Source organism: Coprococcus sp. ART55/1 (assembly GCF_000210595.1).
Taxonomy (GTDB): Bacteria; Bacillota; Clostridia; order Lachnospirales; family Lachnospiraceae; genus Coprococcus; species Coprococcus aceti.
In genome coordinates this window covers 1,514,508-1,516,488 of record NC_021018.1, presented here as the reverse complement: position 1 = coordinate 1,516,488, position 1,981 = coordinate 1,514,508, and the positions used below count along the sequence as shown (strand labels likewise).

Genomic DNA, 1,981 nt, shown 5'->3' with positions numbered 1-1,981 from the left:
TGAAGAGAATGGTACGGCAAGAGTGGAAGGCATGCGAAAGTTGTGACTGACTAGAAACGTAAAAAAAATAATAAGTGAGTATATCAATTACAAATTATTTATATATGTATGACGAAGCTTACCTATGGAAAAGTACTCAAGGAAGGATATTTTGTGAATCTGGATATCGGAGGCATCTTAATATTGATTGGAATTTCGATGGTATTAACCCAGGTGCGTGCGATTAAAAAATACAGACATCCATTGGCAGAGCAGATTGACGAAGAATGTAATCAGCCGGAAGCTCTCTGGTTTAATGATTTTAGGATATATTTGACAAAGAACTTTCTTGTATCTGTATATGGTGGAAAGCTGACTGCACTGGATCTGGCAAAGGTACGATTGACAAGACTGTTTGAAACAGTGAAGGGAAGCATGAACGTTATCACTTTGGAGGTAACGACAACAGAACAGGAGAAAATAACTGTCAGCGAGAATGAATGGTCATTTTTTACAATGAATGAAGAAGAGATTACTTATCTGACAGATGTATTCGGTAAAAGAAATATTGAATTTGTTTGTGAGATTCAACCAGATGAAGAAATCGATGAAGACGAAGAGTTTTGAAACGGAAATATTCAAAGGATGGAATTGGGATATTGCATACAATATAATAAAAAAGGTACAGATTTGAGTGAAGAAGATGTGGCTTTACATTTAAATGGGATGATTATAAAGAATTTAAGAAACTTTTAGATAAAGAATATAAAGATTATTTAAGTGTATAACCAGTATTATGAGCAAATTATATGAAGGGACAGATTTGATATATGGGTTTATTTAATAAAATGAAAAATTTTTTTTCGGGCTTTAAGTATAAGCTGGACAGAGAGATTTTAAGGGAATATCTCCAGCATACAATTGATTTTGCTGTCGAGAATAAGTTGCCATTTTGTGATGAATTTTATATTGCCGACAGTCTTGATGCAAAGGATAGATTACATGTCACTATCCTAAATTATGATGTACCGGGAGATGCTGTTTATGAGATTGAGAAGAGTTTTGAGGGAATAGTTATTTTTGCAAATCATGAGAAATGTTATGATCCGGAAAATGATCATAAGTATATTGATGCGGAAGATTTTATAAGCCAAGAGCTTTGCACGTTGCCAGAAGAGTTTTTTGTAGCCATGGATATCGCACCGACTATGCTTGAACAGTATATGATAAAATGAGCATTAGAAGACCGATGGTGTGGAGATTGTTTTGTTCACATAAAATGGAAAAGGTAGGATGGATTGTCGTGATTGTTATCGTGACTATCTTATATTAATTGGAGTAAAAAAGAAATTGAGGGGATATAAGTATCATACGGAAAAATAACTATATTATTTTGAAGAAAAGTACATAGTTTATCCCATTTCTAATATGATTTAATTATGTTACACGTTGATAAATCGGAATTTTAAGAATTGTCTAGGAGATATGATTTATGAAAAAAACACATTTAATAATTGTAAATATAATTCTTTTACTGTGGTATTTTCTTTCAATGATAGGATTGAAGATTGGAGACAAATACTTGGTAACAGGTGCATTTGAGGAAGAATGGCTATTTATGCTTATTCCGACAATTACATTCGTTTTAATGTTAGTTACAAAAAATGTTGGAAGGAATATACATTTGATATGGTTGGCAGGGTGGTTTGTCACTCAGTTCTTAAGTCATGAATGGTATACTTTATTTGGAAGAGGATTTATGGGAGAAATGGACAAGAAGATTGCCTATTTTTCAGAATGCATTCAATTAATAAATGTGGATGGAAGATATGTTCCTGATGTATATCATATTGTATTACATATTTTGATAATTATTGCATTTGTTGTGACCTTGCTTTATAGAGAAGAAAAAACATTAGTTGACGAAGTGTGAAAATTCCAGTTTTTGAAACTGAGAAATCGGAATTTGTGAGGGAAAGAAATGAAGAAAAATACTCCAAGC

Annotated in this window: 3 protein-coding genes; all 3 read left to right on the top strand. The window is 32.4% G+C overall.

What is annotated here, in order from left to right:
- Positions 1–153 precede the first annotated feature (153 nt).
- The 3 genes from CCU_RS06960 (at position 154) to CCU_RS06950 (ending at position 1,912) form a co-directional block, all read left to right on the top strand.
- Positions 154–606, top strand: coding sequence for a hypothetical protein (locus tag CCU_RS06960; RefSeq protein WP_208896070.1), 453 nt, complete (start codon positions 154–156; stop codon positions 604–606).
- A gap of 203 nt (positions 607–809) precedes the next feature.
- The gene (locus CCU_RS06955) at positions 810–1,214 is read left to right on the top strand and encodes a hypothetical protein (protein WP_015534085.1); all 405 of its coding nucleotides are present in this window, start codon (positions 810–812) and stop codon (positions 1,212–1,214) included.
- Between the two features lie 257 nt (positions 1,215–1,471).
- Entirely contained in the window at positions 1,472–1,912 is a 441-nt protein-coding gene (locus CCU_RS06950; protein ID WP_015534084.1) for a hypothetical protein, read from the top strand.
- Positions 1,913–1,981: the final 69 nt, after the last annotated feature.